This window comes from Herbaspirillum seropedicae (assembly GCF_001040945.1).
Lineage (GTDB): Bacteria > Pseudomonadota > Gammaproteobacteria > Burkholderiales > Burkholderiaceae_D > Herbaspirillum > Herbaspirillum seropedicae.
In genome coordinates this window covers 366,366-385,589 of sequence record NZ_CP011930.1, presented here as the reverse complement: position 1 = coordinate 385,589, position 19,224 = coordinate 366,366, and the positions used below count along the sequence as shown (strand labels likewise).

The 19,224-nt window shown below is 64.2% G+C and carries 15 protein-coding genes; 1 reads left to right on the top strand and 14 read right to left on the bottom strand.

Annotated features, from left to right (window positions below):
- Nucleotide 1: 1 nt before the first annotated feature.
- The 3 genes from ACP92_RS01720 to ACP92_RS01710 all read right to left on the bottom strand — a co-directional run bounded on the left by ACP92_RS01720 (nt 2) and on the right by ACP92_RS01710 (nt 4,981).
- The gene (locus ACP92_RS01720; RefSeq protein WP_013232394.1) at nt 2-829 is read right to left on the bottom strand and encodes a DUF2272 domain-containing protein; all 828 of its coding nucleotides are present in this window, start codon (nt 827-829) and stop codon (nt 2-4) included.
- A 153-nt stretch (nt 830-982) separates the two neighbouring features.
- Nucleotides 983-3,739 (bottom strand): preprotein translocase subunit SecA, encoded by a 2,757-nt coding sequence (gene secA, locus ACP92_RS01715; RefSeq protein WP_013232393.1) that lies wholly within the window; start codon nt 3,737-3,739, stop codon nt 983-985.
- A gap of 264 nt (nt 3,740-4,003) precedes the next feature.
- The gene (locus ACP92_RS01710; protein ID WP_013232392.1) at nt 4,004-4,981 is read right to left on the bottom strand and encodes a M23 family metallopeptidase; all 978 of its coding nucleotides are present in this window, start codon (nt 4,979-4,981) and stop codon (nt 4,004-4,006) included.
- Between the two features lie 53 nt (nt 4,982-5,034).
- Here ACP92_RS01710 and ACP92_RS01705 point away from each other — a divergent pair, with 53 nt between their 5' ends.
- Complete coding sequence (locus ACP92_RS01705; RefSeq protein WP_013232391.1) at nt 5,035-5,589, top strand: DciA family protein; 555 nt, start codon at nt 5,035-5,037, stop codon at nt 5,587-5,589.
- A gap of 118 nt (nt 5,590-5,707) precedes the next feature.
- Here the strand turns inward: ACP92_RS01705 and lpxC are convergent, their stop codons facing one another.
- The 11 genes from lpxC to mraY all read right to left on the bottom strand — a co-directional run bounded on the left by lpxC (nt 5,708) and on the right by mraY (nt 19,223).
- Complete coding sequence (gene lpxC / locus ACP92_RS01700; RefSeq protein WP_013232390.1) at nt 5,708-6,643, bottom strand: UDP-3-O-acyl-N-acetylglucosamine deacetylase; 936 nt, start codon at nt 6,641-6,643, stop codon at nt 5,708-5,710.
- Nucleotides 6,644-6,822: 179 nt separating this feature from the next.
- Nucleotides 6,823-7,329 carry a peroxiredoxin gene (locus ACP92_RS01695; protein ID WP_013232389.1) on the bottom strand — a complete coding sequence of 169 codons (507 nt, stop codon included), beginning with the start codon at nt 7,327-7,329 and terminating at the stop codon, nt 6,823-6,825.
- Nucleotides 7,330-7,540: 211 nt separating this feature from the next.
- Nucleotides 7,541-8,728: a cell division protein FtsZ gene (gene ftsZ, locus ACP92_RS01690; RefSeq protein ID WP_013232388.1), complete on the bottom strand. Its 1,188-nt coding sequence runs from the start codon at nt 8,726-8,728 to the stop codon at nt 7,541-7,543.
- Between the two features lie 288 nt (nt 8,729-9,016).
- On the bottom strand, nt 9,017-10,249 hold the full coding sequence (gene ftsA, locus ACP92_RS01685; protein WP_008334543.1) for a cell division protein FtsA: 1,233 nt from the start codon (nt 10,247-10,249) through the stop codon (nt 9,017-9,019).
- Between the two features lie 10 nt (nt 10,250-10,259).
- Nucleotides 10,260-11,030, bottom strand: a complete 771-nt coding sequence (locus tag ACP92_RS01680; protein WP_013232387.1) for a cell division protein FtsQ/DivIB — start codon at nt 11,028-11,030, stop codon at nt 10,260-10,262.
- 30 nt (nt 11,031-11,060) lie between these two features.
- On the bottom strand, nt 11,061-12,065 hold the full coding sequence (locus ACP92_RS01675; RefSeq protein ID WP_013232386.1) for a D-alanine--D-alanine ligase: 1,005 nt from the start codon (nt 12,063-12,065) through the stop codon (nt 11,061-11,063).
- Nucleotides 12,062-13,489, bottom strand: a complete 1,428-nt coding sequence (murC, locus tag ACP92_RS01670; protein ID WP_013232385.1) for a UDP-N-acetylmuramate--L-alanine ligase — start codon at nt 13,487-13,489, stop codon at nt 12,062-12,064. The genes ACP92_RS01675 and murC overlap by 4 nt, the downstream gene beginning before the upstream one ends.
- A complete protein-coding gene (murG, locus tag ACP92_RS01665) occupies nt 13,486-14,568 on the bottom strand; it encodes an undecaprenyldiphospho-muramoylpentapeptide beta-N-acetylglucosaminyltransferase (protein WP_013232384.1) in 1,083 nt (360 codons plus the stop codon). Before murG ends, murC begins: the two co-directional genes overlap by 4 nt.
- Nucleotides 14,565-15,830 carry a putative lipid II flippase FtsW gene (gene ftsW, locus ACP92_RS01660; RefSeq protein ID WP_013232383.1) on the bottom strand — a complete coding sequence of 422 codons (1,266 nt, stop codon included), beginning with the start codon at nt 15,828-15,830 and terminating at the stop codon, nt 14,565-14,567. The genes murG and ftsW overlap by 4 nt, the downstream gene beginning before the upstream one ends.
- On the bottom strand, nt 15,827-17,959 hold the full coding sequence (murD, locus tag ACP92_RS01655; protein ID WP_013232382.1) for a UDP-N-acetylmuramoyl-L-alanine--D-glutamate ligase: 2,133 nt from the start codon (nt 17,957-17,959) through the stop codon (nt 15,827-15,829). Before murD ends, ftsW begins: the two co-directional genes overlap by 4 nt.
- Nucleotides 17,960-18,053: 94 nt before the next feature.
- Nucleotides 18,054-19,223 (bottom strand): phospho-N-acetylmuramoyl-pentapeptide-transferase, encoded by a 1,170-nt coding sequence (gene mraY, locus ACP92_RS01650; protein ID WP_013232381.1) that lies wholly within the window; start codon nt 19,221-19,223, stop codon nt 18,054-18,056.
- Between the last annotated feature and the right edge of the window lies 1 nt (nt 19,224).

Here is a 19,224-nt window from a genome sequence, read left to right as displayed (position 1 = left end):
ATCAGGGCAGCAGATTCTTGACCACGACCAGCCACGGCCGCGCCGCAATCGGCTGCGCCCGCCCCTGGCCATCCACCGGGATCAGCGATTCCGACACCGAATTGAAGACATTGCCGCCAATCACCCCGGCCCAGCCATCATCGGCATGCACTTCCACCACCACATCGCAATGTCCGGCCAGGCCGGGACGGATTTCATCGATGGACGTGATGTTGTTGTTGCCGCGCGGAGCGCAGATCAGGTCGCCGGCGGCGATGGGCTCACTGTCCGCCGGGCGCAGCAGGAATTGCGGCGAAGGCCGGGACTCGCGGTCCTTGAGGAAGCTCAGGTAATTGAAATGGGTTTCGTTGGGCGCAAAATCCTGCGGTGGCACATTGGTAGTCACCATCAGCCAGGAAATGAAGGCGGCCGACCAGGCTTGCTGGCAATCCGCACCGGTGAGGTTCTTGCCCACCGCATGCCAATACTCGGCCACGCGCTGCACGGCCTCGCCCTCGTCTTCCAGCAAACCCAGGCGCGGCGCGCTGAAGGGCTCGTGGCGCATGTCGATCTGCTGGTTGCCGAAGAAATCCCACTCGGCCTTGGCCGCGTCCACCAGCGCTGCACGCGTGGGCGGGGCGGTGCTGATGGCCACTGCGGGCACAGCGGTATTGGTCACCGGGATGGAGGGCGTGACCGGAGCGTAACCGGCATTGTCGCTGTCGCGCCATTGCGGCAGTGGCGAGGAAGCGCAGCCAGCCAGCAGAACGGCGGTGGCAGCAGCAACACAGGCCAGACGGGAGGATGAAAAGGACAAGGGCAAAGCACGGACCAGCGTGGCGAGGGACATCTTCTTGTTCTCCTGGGCGGCAGGCGATGGCTGCCGGAGCGCCCATGATAAGGCCAGCCGGGCGCTTCATGCAGAAGCCTTCATGCGCCGCGCAGAAAAAAGGCCGTCCACCCTGGCAGGTGGACGGCCTCTTCACATCGGGCTAGGCGGCGATCAGGCCAGCTTGCCGTGGCACTGCTTGTACTTCTTGCCGCTGCCGCAGGGGCAGGGGTCGTTGCGGCCGACCTTGGCGTATTCCGAACCGTCGTCTCCGGAACCGGCCTGGACGGTCGGCGCCAGCAGCTCTTCCGGCGCGGCTTCGGGGTCGAAGTCGGCGTGCTGGTAGTTGACGTTGATGGGCGAGCCACCGGCCATGCTTTCCTCGGCCGCTTCGATCTCTTCGCGGCTCTGGATGCGCACCGTCATGACCACCTTGATCACTTCGTTCTTGATCAGGTCCAGCATCTGGGCGAACAGCTCGAAGGCTTCGCGCTTGTACTCCTGCTTGGGGTTCTTCTGCGCATAGCCGCGCAGGTGGATGCCCTGGCGCAGGTGATCGAGCGCGGCCAGGTGTTCGCGCCAGTGGTTGTCAATGCTCTGCAGCATGACGCTGCGCTCGAAGCCGGCGAAGGCTTCCACGCCGACCACGGCGACCTTGGCGTCGTAGGCGTCCTTGGCGGCCTTCAGCAGATGCGCCAGCAGCTCGTCGTCGGCCATGTCGGGCTCGGCCTTGAGCGTGGCGTCCAGGTAGACGTCGAGCTGCCATTCGTTCTTGAGCACGGCTTGCAGGCCGGGGATGTCCCACTGCTCTTCCATCGACTCGGCCGGCACGTATTCGCGGAACAGGTCGGTGAAGACGCCGTCGCGCAGGGAAGCGATCATCTCCGCCATTTCCGCCGACTCCAGCAGTTCATTGCGCTGCTGGTAGATGACCTTGCGCTGGTCGTTGGCGACGTCGTCGTATTCCAGCAATTGCTTGCGGATGTCGAAGTTGCGGGCTTCCACCTTGCGCTGGGCCGATTCGATGGAGCGGGTCACGATGCCGGCTTCGATCGGTTCGCCTTCGGGCATCTTCAGGCGGTCCATGATGGCGCGCACGCGGTCGCCGGCGAAGATGCGCAGGAGCGCGTCATCCAGCGACAGGTAGAAGCGCGAGGAACCCGGGTCACCCTGGCGGCCGGAACGGCCACGCAACTGGTTGTCCACGCGACGCGATTCGTGACGTTCGGTACCGATGATGTGCAGGCCGCCGGCATTGACGACGTGGTCATGCAGGGACTGCCATTCATCGCGCAGTTGCTGCGCCTTGGCGGCCTTGTCGGCGTCCGACAGGGATTCGTCGGCCTCGATCAGCTGGATCTGCTTGCCCACGTTGCCGCCCAGCACGATGTCGGTACCGCGACCGGCCATGTTGGTGGCGATGGTGATCATCTTGGGACGGCCGGCCTGCGCCACGATCTCTGCTTCGCGCGCGTGCTGCTTGGCGTTCAGGACGTTGTGCGGCAGCTTGGCCTTGGTCAGGATGCCCGAGAGCAGTTCCGAATTCTCGATCGAGGTGGTGCCCACCAGCACGGGCTGGCCGCGCTCGTAGCAGTCCTGGATGTCCTTCAACATCGCCATGTACTTCTCTTGGGCGGTCTTGTAGACCTGGTCCTGGCGGTCCTTGCGGGCATTGGGACGGTTGGGCGGGATCACCACGGTTTCCAGGTGATAGATTTCCTGGAATTCGTAGGCTTCGGTATCGGCCGTGCCGGTCATGCCGGACAGCTTGGCATACATGCGGAAGTAGTTCTGGAAGGTGATCGAGGCCAGGGTCTGGTTCTCGTTCTGGATCTTCACGCCTTCCTTGGCTTCGACGGCCTGATGCAGGCCGTCGGACCAGCGGCGGCCAGTCATCAGGCGGCCGGTGAATTCGTCGACGATCACCACTTCGCCGTTCTGCACCACGTAGTGCTGGTCGCGGTGGTACAGGGTGTGCGCGCGCAGGGCGGCGTACAGGTGATGGATCAGGGTGATGTTGGCGGCGTCATAGAGCGAGGCGCCTTCGGGCAGCAGGCCCATCTGGGTGAGGATTTCCTCGGCCTTGTCGTGACCGGCTTCGGTCAGCAGCACCTGGTGGCTCTTCTCGTCCTTGGTGTAGTCGCCGGGGACTTCGACCTTGCCCTTGCCGTCCGGGGTCTCTTCGCCGATCTGCTGGGTCAGCAGCGGCGGCACGGCGTTCATCTTGTGGTACAGCTCGGTGTGGTTCTCGGCCTGGCCGGAGATGATCAGCGGCGTGCGCGCCTCGTCGATCAGGATCGAGTCCACTTCGTCGACGATGGCGAAGTTCAGCGCGCGCTGCACGCGGTCGTCGGCGTCGAAGACCATGTTGTCGCGCAGATAGTCGAAGCCGAATTCGTTGTTGGTGCCGTAGGTGATGTCGGCAGCGTAGGCTTCCTGCTTGACGTCGTGTTCCATCTGCGACAGGTTCACGCCGGTGGTCAGGCCCAGCCAGCTGTAGAGGCGACCCATGTCTTCGGCGTCGCGCTGGGCCAGGTAGTCGTTGACGGTGACCACGTGCACCCCCTTGCCGGCCAGGGCATTGAGGTAGGCCGGCAGGGTCGCCATCAGGGTCTTGCCTTCACCGGTGCGCATTTCGGCGATCTTGCCGAAGTGCAAGGCCATGCCGCCGATCAACTGGACGTCGAAGTGGCGCATCTTGAGCACGCGGCGGCTGGCTTCGCGGCAGACCGCGAAGGCTTCCGGCAGGATCGCGTCGAGCGTCTCGCCGCCGGCGATGCGTTGCTTGAATTCGGGCGTCTTGGCTTGCAGTTCGGCGTCGGTCAGCTTCTCGACCGTGGGCTCCAGCGCATTAATCTGGCGGACGATTTTTTGATATTGTTTGAGCAGTCGCTGGTTACGGCTGCCGAAAATCTTGGTCAGGAATGACATGCTTGGATTCTATAAAAGCGCCGATGAACGATCCGGCAGAGTGACGTTGGGCTCCCGGCTGCGGGATTCCAGCCGACAACGCCCGAAAATAAACCATGGATTCTAGCACGCAGGCCCGCGCCAATGGCTTTCGCGCCCGTACAGATGCTGCATGGGCGTTAGATCGGGCGCATTGGCCAGGTTTCAATGGGCTGCTGAAAATGCCGCAGGCGGCCGCGGCGGGCGGCCGGACCGAAAGCAGCGGACGATGCGGACGGTGCGGGATCAGCGGCCGGCCACGAAGACCGGCATCTGCTTGGGCTGGTTGCCGCCATTGGCGCCCAGCGCCAGGAACTTGCGCGGGTCCTGCGCGATGCCGCGGATGCGCACCTCGAAATGCAGGTGGGCGCCGGTAGAGCGGCCGGTAGAGCCAACATCGGCCACATGCTGGCCGCGCTTGACGATGTCGCCCACCTTGACGAACAGACGCGAGGCGTGGGCGTAGCGAGTGATGATGTTGTTGCCGTGGTCGATTTCCAGCATGTTGCCAAACTGGTAATGATATTCGGAGGCAATCACCACCCCGGCGGCGGCGGCCACGATGCGGGTGCCCACTGGCGCGGGAAAGTCCAGGCCTTCATGGAAGGCGTTATGGCCGGTGAAGGGGTCCAGCCGCCAGCCGAAACTCGAGGAGTTGTAGGCAACATTGACCGGCTGGTTGGTCGGCAACAGGCGCGACTTGATCTTGTCGCCCATCAGCGTGGATTCGACGGCGTTGAGGTAGTCGGTGCGGTGACCGGCATCCACGGCCAGGTTGTCCAGCATGCGGCGCAGCTCATCGAGGCCGACATCGCGGCCCGGACCGGCCAGGCTGGAGACTTCCGCGCCACCTCGGCCGGGCAGTTCCTTGAAGTTGAATTCCTCGGGGCGGATGCCGGCCAGGCCCTGCACCCGCTCGCCCAGCGCATCCAGGCGCATCATCTGGGCCTGCATCTCGCCCACCTTGACGGCCATCATGGCCAGGTTTTCCTTGACGAATTTTTCCTTGCGGTCGTCCTCTTCCTGGCTCATCGACGCCGCCAGCTTGTGCAGCATGGGCGACGCCTCGGGGTCGCCGGCCTGGCGCAGCATGAGATAGGAGATCAGCATCGAGCAGCCGATCACCGAGCCGATCAGCAACAGCAGGAGAAGCAGCAGGTGACGCGTACCGAGCGTGATGGAACGGGCTTTGGTGAAACGGGGGTGCAACAGGATAATTTGCATCTTTGCTCCTTGGTCTCCGGCCGGTCAGACACCGGATGTGATAAGGTTTAAAGATGAAGTACCCATCTACGTTCACCCCTTATCGGCCTGCTCCCACGAGCGCCCAACGCATGGCGAAGAGCACGAAGGGAGCCGCGGATTTCTTGCGGTCGAATTCGACAATGGCAGCGCTCTTGCCTGCCCTGGCTCGCATGGGCACGCTGCAGCAGTCGGTGGCTGCGGCGCTGCCGGCGATGTTTGCCGCGTGTCAGATCCTGCATTTCGAGGCAGGCGTGCTGGTCATGAGCGCGCCCAACGCAGCATTGGCGGCCCGGTTGAAGCAACAGCTCCCCCGCTTGCAGGACCGCCTGCTGAAAGACGGATGGCAGGTTAATTCAATCCGAATCAAAGTGCAAGTTGGCCGGACCGAGCCTCCGTCAGCCCCGAAACGGGTGCTGGAATTGACCGAAGACGCGCTCTCTTCCTTCGCCGAACTCAGCAGCAACCTGGCCCGGGACCCGCGCAGCCAGGGCCTCAAGGATGCCATTGACGCCATGTTACAGCGGCGCGAACGGCGCCGATTGGCCAAACAGGCGGGAGAAGCGCCGCCATTTCCAGAGGGAAAGTAGTCGATTGTCGAAATCTCACTAAAAAATTTACAAGGATTTCTTCGCTGGATGTCGAAAAAGCAAACGCCCCGGTCATTTGGATTGACCGGGGCGTTTGCTTGCTTGCAGGAGGGAGGCCTCAGTTGAGCGCCCACTCCTGCTTGGCCTGCATCACATAGGTCTGCGGCGCCTGCTCCAGCGTATCGAAGCTGACGATCTCGTAGGCATCCGGCTGCGCCAGCAGTTCGCGCAGCAAGAGATTGTTCAGGCCGTGGCCGGACTTGTGGGCGTCATAGCTGGCCAGCAGCGGATGGCCGATGATGTAGAGGTCGCCGATGGCGTCGAGGATCTTGTGGCGGACGAACTCGTTGTCGTAGCGCAGGCCGTCGGCGTTGAGGATGCGGTACTCATCCATGACGATGGCGTTCTCGAAGGAGCCACCGCGCGCCAGGCCCATGCCGCGCAGGGTTTCCACGTCCTGCATGAAACCGAAGGTGCGCGCGCGGGCGATTTCCTTGACATAGGAATCGATGCCGAAATCGACCTCGGCCACCTGGCCGGTGCCGTCCACGGCGGGATGGTTGAATTCGATGAAGAACTTCAGGCGGAAACCGTCATAGGGTTCCAGGCGCGCCCATTTTTCCTTGTCACCGCTGCCCTCGCGCACTTCCACGGGCTTCTTGACGCGGATGAACTTCTTGGGCGCTTCCTGCTCCTGCAGGCCGGCCTGCTGCAACAGGAAGACGAAGGACGAGGCCGAACCATCCATGATGGGAATCTCTTCGGCGGTCAGGTCGATGTAGAGGTTGTCCAGTCCCAAGCCGGCGCAGGCCGACAGCAGGTGTTCGACGGTGGATACCTTGGCGCCATCCTTGGTCAGGGTCGAGGCCATGCGGGTGTCGCCCACGCCGGTAGCCATCATCGGCAGCTCGACCACGGGATCGAGATCGATGCGACGGAAGATGATGCCGGTGTCGGGTGCGGCCGGACGCAGGGTCAGCTCGACCTTGGTGCCGGAGTGCAGACCCACGCCGGTGGTCTTGACCAGATTCTTGATTGTGCGCTGTTTCAACATCCAGGCATTATAGCCAAGATGCCCCTGCCCCGCCCCGATGGGCGCGGCTTTGTTGCAAATCGTTCCCATCTGCAAGCTGTCGTCAGGACCATGTCAGCAGGCGCAGCAATGCAATAAAACATTGGCGCCAGGAAAAACGGCATGCCGCAGCATGCCGTCTTCTTGATGCCTGGCAGCAATCAGCCCAGCTGCGCCAGCAGGGTCTCGGCGTTGGAAACCTCGAACTTGCCCGGGGCTTCCAGGTTCAGCTGCTTGACCACGCCGTCTTCGACCAACATCGAGTAACGCTGCGAACGCACGCCCATGTTGCGCTCGGTCAGGTCGAACTCCATGCCCAGCGCCTTGGTGAAGGTGGCGCTGCCGTCACCGAACATGCGCACGATGCCGGTGGCCTTCTGGTCGCGACCCCAGGCGCCCATGACGAAGGCGTCATTGACCGAGATGCACCAGATCTCATCCACACCCTTGGCCTTGAACTGGTCAGCCAGGGCGATATAGCCCGGCACATGCTTGGCCGAACAGGTCGGGGTGAACGCGCCGGGCAGGGCGAACAGCGCGATCTTCTTGCCCTTGACCAGGTCCGACACCTTGAAGGCGTTCGGGCCCAGGCTGCAGCCTTCGGTCTCGGTCTCGATGAATTCGGTCAGGGTGCCTTCGGGCAGGCGGTCGCCGATCTTGATGGTCATGGTGTTTCCTCGTCTGGTTGTATGACTGTGAATGGGGGGGAGTGCATCGGTGCTGCAACTGGCTCTGTCGCGCTTGCCCGGCGCAACCACGACAGCCGTGGGCGGGCCAGCGCGCATAAAAAACGCCGCGCACCAGGCGCGGCGTTAGTATGCCTTGGATCGGTCCGGCCTGCTGCGACTGTGCAAGCCGGACTCTCCAATGCGACGACGATCAGTCCGCCTGCTTGCGCAGGAAGGCCGGGATGTCGTAGGTTTCCATGCCGTTCTTTTCCAGCGCGCGCACGGTGTCGGAAGCCGACTCGCGACGCCATACCGCCGGCGCCTTCAGGCCGCCGAAGGCAGGCGCGGCCTGCGCACCGCCTTGCGGCATCGCGCCGCCAACGGCCATGATCGGCTCGTTGTGGGTGCCGGTGCGCATGACCGGAGTCTGCACCAGTTGCACGGCCTTGCGGGCACGGCCCAGGCCGGTAGCCACGACGGTCACGCGGATCTCGTCGCCCATGCTGTCGTCATAGGCGATACCCTGGGCGATGGAAGCGTCAGGCGCCGCGAAGGCACGCACGGTGGCCATGACTTCCTTGATTTCCTTACCCTTGAGGCTGCGGCTGGCGGTGACATTGACCAGCACGCCACGCGCGCCGGACAGGTCGATGCCATCCAGCAGCGGCGAGGCCACGGCCTGCTCGGCCGCCACGCGGGCGCGGTCCACGCCGGAAGCGGTGGCGGTACCCATCATGGCCTTGCCCTGCTCGCCCATGATGGTCTTGACGTCGTTGAAGTCGACGTTGATGTGGCCCGGCACATTGATGATCTCGGCAATACCGGCGACGGCATTGTTGAGCACGTCATCGGCGTGGGACAGCCATTCGATCATGCTGTCGTCTTCGTAGATCTCTTCCAGCTTCTCGTTCAAGATGATGATCAGCGAATCGACATGCTGGGACAGCTCTTCCAGACCAGCGTCGGCGATATCCATGCACTTCTGGCCTTCATAGGAGAACGGCTTGGAGACCACCGCCACGGTCAGTGCACCCAGCGACTTGGCCACCTGCGCCACCACGGGAGCAGCGCCCGTGCCGGTGCCGCCGCCCATGCCGGCTGCGATGAAGACCATGTGCGCGCCGCGCAGCGAATCCTCGATGCGGGCACGGGTTTCCTCGGCCAGACGGCGGCCGACGTCAGGCTGCATGCCAGCGCCCAGGCCGGTATCACCGATCTGGATGACGTTGTGCGCCTTGGATTGCTTCAACGCCTGGGCGTCGGTGTTGGCGGCGATGAATTCGACCCCCGACACTCCCTTGTTAATCATGTGCTGCACGGCATTGCCGCCAGCACCGCCAACGCCCACGACCTTGATGATCGTACCCAGCGTAGCATTGTCGACCATATCGATTTCCATGATGACTCCTTTAAATATATGTGTCCTGCAGCTGGCAGTTGATAGGCATCACGCGGTGTGACGACTAGCAACTGATCACTGCTGTCTAAACGTTGATTCGTTGACTTCGTTAATTTGCTTGCCTGGTTACTGCCAATCGAAAAACTGTCCTGCCCATTTGCTGCCTTGCTGCCATTTGCTTCTCATTGTTTTTCATGCTGCACCGTACCGCTGTTGAATCACTGACGGCCAATGCTTTTACATCCTGATGCACTCGGCGTTCCTGCAAGCTCACGCCGCCTGCATCGTTCAGAAATTGCCCAGGAACCATTCCTTCATGCGCTGCCAGACTGCCTTCACCGAACCCTCCTGGCGGGTCACGATGTAGCCGCGCAGATACTGCTTCTTGGCTTCCTGCAAGAGGCCCAGCACGGTCGAGTAGCGCGGGCTGCGCACCACGTCGGCCAGCTGGCCGCTGTATTCGGGCGTGCCCAGGCGGGCGGGCTTCAAGAAGATGTCCTCGGCCAGCTCGGTCATGCCCGGCATCATCGCCGAACCGCCGGTGAGCACGATGCCCGAGGACAGCACCTCTTCATACCCCGACTCGCGCACCACCTGGTGGACCAGCGCGAAGAGCTCTTCCACGCGCGGCTCGATGACGGCCGCCAGCGCCTGGCGCGACAGGGTGCGCGGATTGCGGTCACCCAGGCCGGGCACTTCCAGGGTCTCGGTCGGGTCGGCCAGGATTTGCTTGGCCACGCCATAGCGCAGCTTGATTTCCTCGGCTTCCAGCGTCGGCGTGCGCAGGGCCATGGCGATGTCGTTGGTGATCTGGTCGCCGGCAATCGGGATCACGGCGGTATGGCGGATCGCGCCTTCGGTGAAGACCGCCACGTCGGTGGTGCCGCCGCCGATGTCGACCAGCACCACACCCAGCTCGCGCTCATCGGTGGTCAGCACCGAATCGGCCGACGCCATCGGCTGCAGGATCAGGTCCGACACTTCCAGGCCGCAGCGGCGCACGCACTTGACGATGTTCTGCACCGCAGACACCGCACCGGTGACGATGTGCACCTTCACTTCCAGGCGGATGCCGCTCATGCCGATGGGCTCGCGCACGTCTTCCTGGTTGTCGACGATGAATTCCTGCGGGACCGTATGCAGCAGCTGCTGGTCGGTCGGGATGTTGACCGCCTTGGCGGTCTCGATCACACGCGAGACGTCGGCCGCCGTGACTTCCTTGTCCTTGATGGCCACCATGCCGCTGGAATTGAAGCTGCGGATGTGACTGCCGGCGATGCCCGTATAGACATTGCGGATCTTGCAGTCGGCCATCAGCTCGGCTTCTTCCAGGGCGCGCTGGATGGATTCGACGGTGGCCTCGATGTTGACCACCACCCCCTTCTTGAGCCCCTTGGATTCGGACTGCCCCAGTCCGATCACTTCATGGCGGCCATCGGGCAGCACCTCGGCCACCACCGCCACCACTTTCGAGGTGCCGATGTCGAGACCGACGATCAGATTCTTTGCGTCTTTTGTCATATCGTTCCGCTTATTTCTTTTTCCCGTTCATTGCCGCCAGCACCATTCCATCCGCCTTCAAGGCCATCCCGTTGGGATAGCGCAAGTCAACGCTTTCTATCTTTCCTTGCAGCCTGTCCAGCAGTTGCGGATAGACCGCCACCAGCCGCGCCACACGTTCCTTCAACACCGCATCGCCCTGGTCGCGGCCCAGCTCGACCGTCATGCCATTGTCCAGCCGCACCGTCCAGGCATAGCGGTTGGACAGCACCAGCGACTCCGGCTCCAGCTTGATGGGCGCAAACCACTGGCGAAACTGCGCCAGCCGCGCCACCACCTGCTTCTCGCTGCCGGGCGGGCCATCAAACTCCAGCAGGTCGGTGTCGTCCTCGGCCTCGGCCAGGTTGGCGGTAAACACATCGCCCTTCTGCGACAACAACTTGCCATCTTCGCCCCAGGTCCCCAGGGCTTTGTGTTCCTCGATCTTCACCACCAGCCGGTCCGGCCATTCACGCCGCACCATGGCCTTGCGCACCCAGGGCACGGCCTCGAAGGCCGCCCGCACCGCCGTCAGGTCGGCAGTGAAGAAATTGCCATGGATGCGCGGCACTGCAGTAGCCCGCACCGTCAACGCATTGACCTTCTCCAGCGGCAGCTCGCCCGCCGACTCGATGCGTATCGTGTGCAGCGTAAACATCGGCCGCTGCGCCACCCACCACAAACCCGACGCCACCAGGGCCAGCAGCACCAGCGCAAGGAGCGCACTGCTGATGGCGTTGAGCATCTTGACGTCCTGCCACATCGACGCGCGCGCTCCCTTAAACCCGAACCATCACGACTGGCCCGCCTGCGGCGTCCAATCCTTGGAAGGCGTCATGTCCAGCGCCGCCATCTGCAAGATCTCGCAACACAGATCCTCGTAGCTCATGCCCACCGCCTTGGCCGCCATCGGCACCAGCGAATGGCCGGTCATGCCGGGGGAGGTGTTGATTTCCAGCAGGTAGGGCTCGGCCTTGCCATCGACTTCGCGCAACATGAAGTCGACACGGCTCCAGCCACGGCAACCCAAGGCATTGAAGGCCTGTACCGCCAGATTCTGCAGATGGCGCGTCAGTTCCTCATCCAGCGGGGCCGGACACAAATATTTCGTGTCGTCGGTGAAATACTTGTTCTGGTAATCATAGTTACCCTCCGGTGCCCGGATCTCGATGACCGGCAAGGCGCGTGCAGCGCTGCCCGTGCCCAGCACCGGCACCGTCAGTTCGCGGCCACGGATGAACTCCTCGGCCAGCACCACCTTGTCGTAGCGAGCGCAGAGGTCGAAGCCTTCCTGCATGTCCGAATAGCCGTTGACCTTGGCGATGCCGATGGTGGAGCCCTCGTGCGGCGCCTTGAGCATCAGCGGCAGGCCCAGCGTATCGGGCACCAGGCGCAGCTGTTCGCGGGTGGTCGCCTGGGCGTCCAGAGTCAGGAAGCGCGGCGTGGGCAGCCCATGCGAGAGCCAGATGCGCTTGGTCATGACCTTGTCCATGGCGATGCTGGAAGACATCACGCCCGGTCCCGTGTAGGGCAGGCCCATCTGTTCCAGCGCGCCTTGCAAGGTGCCGTCCTCGCCATAGCGGCCATGCAGGGCGATGAAGACGCGATCGAACTGCTCGGCCTGCAACTCACCCAGGCTGCGCTCGGCCGGATCGAAGGGATGGGCGTCCACGCCCTTGCTGCGCAAGGCCTGCAAGACACCGTTGCCCGACATCATCGACACTTCGCGCTCGGCCGAACGGCCACCGAAGAGCACGCCGACGCGGCCAAAGGCCTTGATCTGGTCCTGGCTGATCATGCTGCCCCCTGTTCATTCTTCACATCGGCCTGGGCGGTAAGACGACCCGGCACCGCCGAGATCGAACCCGCGCCCATGGTCATGACGACGTCGCCATCGCGCACCACATTGCGGATGGTCTCAGGCATATCGCCGATATCGTCCACGAACACCGGCTCCACCTTGCCCGCCGCGCGCAGCGCATGCGCCAGCGAACGGCCATCGGCGGCCACGATGGGCGCTTCGCCGGCGGAGTACACCTCGGCCAGCACCAGCACATCGGGCGAGGACAAGACCTTGACGAAGTCTTCGAACAGATCGCGGGTGCGGGTATAGCGATGCGGCTGGAAGGCCAGCACCAGGCGACGGCCCGGATAGGCGCCACGGGCGGCGGCGATGGTGGCGGCGGTCTCCACGGGGTGATGGCCATAGTCGTCCACCAGGGTGAAGTGACCGGCCGGCTTGCCTTCGGCGTCCCACAGCGGCACCTCGCCGTAGCGGGTGAAGCGGCGGCCCACGCCGTTGAATTCGGTCAGCGCCTTCTGGGTGGCGGCATCGTCCACGTCCAGCTCGCGCGCGATGGCGATGGCGGCGCAGGCGTTCTGGACATTGTGCATGCCGGGCTGGTTCAGGCTCACCTGCATGGGCGCATAGCCATCCTGGATCACGGTGAATTCCATCTTGCCGTCCACCGCCTTGGCATCGATGGCGCGCACATCGGCGTCTTCGTGGAAGCCATAGGTGAGGATGGGCTTGGAGACCATGGGCATGATCTCGCGCACGTGCGGGTCATCCAGGCACAGCACGGCCACGCCATAGAACGGCAGGCGCTGGGTGAACTCGACGAAGGCCTGTTTCAGGCGCGCGAAATCATGGTTGTAGGTTTCCATGTGATCGGCATCGATATTGGTGATGACTTCGATCACGGGTGTGAGGTTGAGGAAGGACGCATCCGACTCATCAGCCTCGGCCACGATGAATTCGCCGGTGCCCAACTTGGCATTGGCGCCCGCGCTGGTGAGGCGGCCGCCGATGACGAAGGTCGGGTCCAGTCCGCCCTGGGCCAGGACGCTTGCCACCAGGCTGGTGGTGGTGGTCTTGCCGTGGGTGCCGGCAATGGCGATGCCCTTCTTCAACCGCATCAGCTCGCCCAGCATGACCGCGCGCGGCACGATGGGGATGTGTTTCTTGCGGGCCGCCAGCACTTCCGGATTGTCGCCTTTGACGGCGGTGGAAGTGACGATGGCGTCGGCGCCTTCGATATTCCCGGCCGCATGGCCATAGCGGATGCACGCGCCCAGTTGCGCCAGGCGCTGGGTGGCGGCGTTGCTGCCGAGGTCGGAACCCGAGACGCCATAGCCGAGGTTGAGCAGCACTTCAGCGATGCCGCTCATGCCGGAGCCGCCGATGCCGACGAAATGGATATTCTTGACGCGATGCTTCATGGTGTTACCAGTCCTTCCAGCACGCGCGCGATCGCCTCATTGGCGTCGCGCCGGCCTTGTTCGTACGCCGCCTGCGCCATCTCATGGCATGCAGCGCGGTCCAGTTTCTGCAGCAAACCGGCCAGGGCGTCCGGGCTCAGTTCGCGTTGCGGCAGGTGAATCGCCGCCTTGTTCTTGGCCATCCAGCGGGCATTTTCGATCTGCTGCGAAGTCGTCGAGACGACCAAGGGCACCAGCACGCTGGCCACGCCCGCTGCCGTCAGCTCGGACACCGTGATCGCGCCAGCGCGGCAGATCACCAGATCAGCCTCGGCATAGCGGCGCGGCATGTCCTCGATGAAGTCGAGTACCTCGGCCTCTACGCCTGCAGCCTCGTAGGCCGCACGCAGCGCGACGATATTCTGCTTGCCCGACTGGTGCGTCACCTGCGGGCGCTGCTCGAGCGGCAACTGGGCCAGCGCGGCCGGGACCGTCTCGTTCAACACCTTGGCGCCGAGGCTGCCGCCTACCACCAGGATCTTCAGCGGGCCACGACGACCGGCATAACGCTGGACCGGCGGCGGCAAGGCGGTGATTTCCTGGCGCACCGGATTGCCGGTCACCTCGGCCTTGCCGGCGGCCTTGCCGAAATCCGCCGGGAAACCGAACAAGACCTTGTCGGCCAACGGCGTGAGCGCCTTGTTCGACAGCAACAGCGCCGCGTCGGCATTGACCAGCACCAGCGGCTTGCCGCGCAGGCGCGCCATCGCGCCACCCGGCACGGTGACGTAGCCGCCCATGCCCAGGACCACATCCGGACGGCGACGTCCCAGGATGGCGAAGCAATCGAAGAAGCTCGCCACCAGACGCCACGCGCCCTTGACGGTATGCATCAAGCCCTTGCCGCGCAGGCCGGCGAAGACGATGCTGTCCATCTCCACCCCATGGCACGGCACCAGCTCGCGCTCCATGCCGTGCGAGGTCCCCAGCCAGCTCACTTCCCAGCCGCGTGCGCGCATGGTGTCGGCAATGGCCAGGCCCGGGAAGATATGGCCGCCGGTGCCGGCCGCCATGATCAGCAACTTGCGGGGCGCGCTCATAGGCGACCTCCGCGCATCAACACCCGGTTTTCATAATCGATGCGCAACAGGATGGCCAGGCCCACGCAATTCAACAGCACGCCCGAACCGCCGTAGCTCATCAACGGCAACGTCAGCCCCTTGGTGGGCAGCAAGCCCAGGTTCACGCCCATGTTGATGAAGGCCTGCACGCCCAGCCAGATACCGATGCCCTTGGCCACCAGGCCGGCAAAGGTCAGGTCCAGGGCGATGGCCTGGCGGCCGATCTCGAAGGCATGCTTGACCAGCCAGTAGAACAGCAGCACCACCACCAGCACGCCGACAAAACCGAGTTCCTCGCCGATCACCGCCAGCAGGAAGTCGGTATGCGCTTCCGGCAGGTAATGCAACTTCTCCACGCTGCTGCCCAGGCCCACGCCGAAGAGCTCGCCGCGCCCGAAGGCGATCAGCGAGTGCGACAGCTGGTAGGCCTTGCCCAGGGCGTTTTCTTCTTCCCAGGGATTGAGGTAGGCAAAGATGCGCTCGCGCCGCCAGGGTGAGGTCACGATGACCAGCGAGAACACGCCAACCAGGGTCGCGCCGATGCCGCCGAACCAGACCCCATTGATGCCGCCCAGGAACAGGATGCCCATGGCGATGCAGACGATCACGCCGAAGGCGCCCAGGTCAGGCTCCAGCAGCAGCAGCAGCCCGACCAGGCCGACGGCTGCGGCCATGGGGAAGAAGCCCTTGACCAGCTTGTGCATCACCGCCTGCTTGCGCACGGTGTAGTCGGCTGCGTACAGGACGATGAAGAGCTTCATCAGTTCGGACGGCTGCAGGTTGATGATCTTCAAGGACAGCCAGCGCTTGGCGCCATTGACGCCCTTGCCCACGCCCGGCACCAGCACCATCAGCAGCAGGATCAGGGTGATGCCGAACAGGTAGGGCGCCCACTTCTGCCAGGTCTCGATGCGCACGCGGAAGGCCAGCGCGCCCGCGATGATGGAGAGCACGATGAAGATGGCCTGACGGATCAGGAAATGGTAGTTCGAATAGGAGGCGTACTTGGGCGAATCTGGCAAGGCCACCGAGGCCGAGTAGACCATCACCATGCCGAAGAGCATCAACAGCAGGACCACCCAGATCAGGGGCTGGTCGTATTCCATCATGCGCGAGCGCTGCTCGAAACCGATGCTGCCCGATGCGCCGCCACGGCCACTGCGGGCGCGACCGGCCGCCGCCGGAGCGGCTTCCCTGAGGCCGCCCAGCCAGCTGCGCATCGATGACAGGTTCAGTTTCATGCCAGCACCTCACCGCGCGAGAGCGCCAGTTCGCGCACCGCATCGACGAAGACTTCGGCGCGGTGGGCGTAGTTGCGGAACATGTCCAGGCTGGCGCAGGCCGGCGAAAGCAGCACGATGTCGCCGGCGGTAGCGATCTCGCCCGCCTTTTCCACGGCCGCTTCCAGGCTGGCGCAATCGATCAGCTCGACACCGCTGTCGGCCAGCGCAGCGCGTATGGCCGGCGCATCGCGGCCAATGAGCAGCACCGCGCGGGCATATTTCTGCACCGGCAGGTCCAGCGGCGAAAAGTCCTGGCCCTTGCCGTCGCCACCGGCGATCAACACGATGCGATTGGGACGTCCACCCAGGCCCAGGCCGTTGAGCGCAGCCACGGTGGCGCCGACATTGGTGCCCTTGCTGTCGTCGTAGTAATCGACCTCCTGGATCACGCCCACCAGCTCCACCCGGTGCGGTTCACCCGTGTAGTCGCGCAGGCCGTGCAGCAGCGGCGCCATCGGCAGATCGATGGCGCGGCACAGGGCCAGCGCAGCCAGGGCGTTCATCGCATTGTGTGCGCCGCGGATCTTGAGGGCGTCGGCGGGCATCAGACGCTTGAGGGTGACCGGCGGCGGCAGCATGTCCTTCTGCTTGCGACGGCGCTTGCCTTCGGGCACTTCGTCATCTTCATGGACGAAGGCATTGGCCAGCCACAGCATGCCGTTGTCATTGACCAGGCCGAAGCTGTTGGGCGCGGTCGGCTCATCCAGTCCGAAGGTCGAGAGCGCGCTACCGGCAGCAGCCATCTGCATGACCAGCGCATCGTCGCGGTTGAGCACGCGCACGGTGTGCTGGCCGAAGATGCGGGCCTTGTCGGCGGCATAGTGTTCCATGCTGCCGTGCCAGTCGAGGTGATCCTGGGTCAGGTTCAGCACAGTGGCGGCGTCGGCCTGCAGGCTATGCGTGGTGTGCAGCTGGAAGCTGGACAACTCCAGCACCCAGGCCTGCGGCATGGAACCGCGATAGGTGGGCTCCGGCGGCGGTGGCGGCGGCACCTCGACCAGCGCGTCTTCCTCGGCCTTGCGCGAGACTTCCATGAAGTCTCCCAGGTTCATGGCCTCGCCCGTGGTGGCGGGCGCATCCGGCTGGGCTTGCGGGACTACGTCGGAAGCCACGTCCAGGGTCGCGGCGGCGGCGGCGGCGGACGCGTCTTGTGCCACCGCGTCAGCCTCATCGGTGGCCACCCTCTCGCTGGTGTCCGGCTCATCGGCAGCGCTTGCATCGACCTGGCTGGCTGCCTCTGCTGCGCTGGGCGATACGTCGGCGGCGGGCGGCTGATGGTCCTGCGCATGCTCTCCGGAGGCGTCGGCCGCATCCAGCAGGTCCAGCTGCGCAGCCGTCTCCTGTTCAGATTCGGATAGGGATGCCGGCGCAACGGGATGCGACTGCAGCACCGGCACCGCAATGGAGGCCGCTTCTTCGATGCGGGCAGCGGCACGGCGGTGTTTCTCGGCTTCGGCTTCCTGCTGCGCGTCCAGCACGGCCTGCTGGGCTGCCTGGGCCTCGGCTTCGGCGGCGGCCTGGGCCGCGGCCAGGGCGTCCTGCTCGGCCAGTTCGGCCAGGAAGACCTTGTCCCTGATCACGGCTTCGCGCAGCACATCCAGTGCAGCCGGGCTGATGTTGCCGGCCACCTGCACCGACAGGCCGGCGCGCTGGCACAACAGGCCGGTCAGGCGCGTCACGGTAGTCTTGCCGTTGGTGCCAGTGATGGCCAGCACCTTGGGTTGATACAGGGTCTCTTCGCGCAAGGCGACCAGCGCCTGGGCAAACAATTCGATCTCGCCCCACAGCGGCAGGCTGCGTTCGGCGATGGCGGGCATGAGCGGCGCCAGTTCGCCCTCGGGAGCCAGGCCCGGGCTGACGGCGACGAAATCCACGCCCTCCAGCAAGGCCGGGGACAAGGGCTGTCCCAGCACGGCCTGGGCCTCGGGCGCATCCGCGCGCAGCGCGGCCAGGCGCTCGGCCAGCGCTGCTTCGCCACGGGTATCGGCCACGCGCACGCTGGCGCCGCAGTAGACCAGCCACCGCGCCATTGCCAGGCCGGACTCACCGAGTCCGAGCACCAGAACGTGTTTGCCCGAATAGTTCATTGTTGTTTCCAAACTCACTTCTTCAAATCTGCCTGCTACAAAAGCGCCGCCTGGCCACATGGCAAGGGGGCGCGTATCTTTTCCGGCTCCCGGGTCAGCGCAGCTTCAGCGTCGACAGGCCCAGCAGTACCAGCATCATGGTGATGATCCAGAACCGCACCACCACCTGGGTTTCCTTCCAGCCCTTCTGCTCATAGTGATGATGCAGCGGGGCCATCAACAACACGCGTCGACCGGTGCCGAAACGCTTCTTGGTGTACTTGAAATAGGCCACCTGGATCATCACCGACAGTGTCTCCACCACGAAGATGCCGCCCATGATGAAGAGCACGATCTCCTGGCGCACGATCACGGCGATGGTGCCCAGCGCGCCGCCCAGCGCCAGCGCGCCGACGTCGCCCATGAACACCTGCGCCGGGTAGGCGTTGTACCAGAGGAAGGCCAGCCCGGCGCCGCCCATGGCGCCGCAGAAGATCAGCAATTCACCGGCGCCCGGGATATGCGGGATGAACAGGTACTTGGCATAGGCGGCATTGCCGGTCAGGTAGGCAAACAGGCCCAGTGCCGCGCCCACCAGCACGGTGGGCATGATGGCCAGGCCGTCCAGGCCGTCAGTCAGGTTCACGGCGTTGCTGGTGCCGACGATGACGAAATAGGTCAGCGCGATGAAGCCCCAGACGCCCAGCGGATAGCTGACGGTCTTGAAGAAGGGTACGATCAGGTCGGCCTTGGGCGGCAGGTCCAGGCTGAAGCCAGAACGCACCCAGGCCACGAACAGGTCGAAGACCTTCATGTTGCTCACTTCCGAGACCGAGAAGGCCAGGTAGAAGGCGGCCACCAGGCCGATCAGCGATTGCCAGAAATACTTCTCGCGCGAGCGCATGCCCTGCGGGTCGCGATAGACCACCTTGCGGTAGTCATCGACCCAGCCGATGGCGCCAAAGCCGAGCGTGACGATCAGCACGATCCAGACGAAGCGGTTGGACAGGTCCGCCCACAGCAGGGTGGAAATGCCGATGCCGATCAGGATCAGCACGCCGCCCATGGTCGGGGTGCCGGACTTGATCAGGTGGGTCTGCGGACCGTCGGTGCGCACGGCCTGGCCGACCTTCATGCGGGTGAGCATGCGGATCACGGCGGGGCCGGCGATCATGCCGATCAGCAAGGCCGTGAGCGTGGCGAACACCGCGCGGAAGGTGATGAAGTTGAACAGGCGCAAGAAGCCGAAGTCCTGTTGAAAATTCTGTGCGAGCCAGACCAGCATG